The 400-nt window shown below is 44.8% G+C and carries 1 protein-coding gene; it reads right to left on the bottom strand.

Features of this window, described 5'->3' with window-relative positions:
* A partial coding sequence (locus tag UF05_RS08945) for a phage capsid family protein (RefSeq protein ID WP_048852439.1) occupies positions 1–400 on the bottom strand: 400 nt, incomplete at both ends.

The following is a 400-nucleotide window of genomic DNA, read 5'->3' as shown; positions in this document are numbered from 1 at the left end:
GTGATACGTTGCGATTTCATCTTGTAGATCGATGAAGTAGTTACGAAGCATTGTACGAGCTACTTGAAGTAGGTTTTGCTTGGTGCGTTGTTGAGCCATCTTACCGCCTGAATCGACGTTATGACGGCCTTGGTTAATGACTAATTCAAACTCAACTTTTGATAGAGACTCGCCACGACCTTCGATTTTTTTATCGCCCATCGTTGGCATACCGCCCAAGTTGTGGAACAAATCCATTTCAACTGTGTCACCAGCCTGTTTTGTAAGGTCGGTGATCATTACAACTGGCGCACCAGCTTCAGTTTGAGTTTTGTTTCGGTTGCGGTCTGCTGGCACTGCCTTTGGAGCTTTACCAGTTAGCATGTTTACAAAATTATTTTGGCGGCGCGTATGAGTAAAC

The sequence above is a fragment of the Vibrio sp. S457-15 genome, from assembly GCF_000960545.1.
Classification (GTDB): Bacteria; Pseudomonadota; Gammaproteobacteria; order Enterobacterales; family Vibrionaceae; genus Vibrio; species Vibrio parahaemolyticus.
Note: the sequence above shows the minus strand (reverse complement) of the source record. Positions and strands in the feature narration are given on the sequence as shown.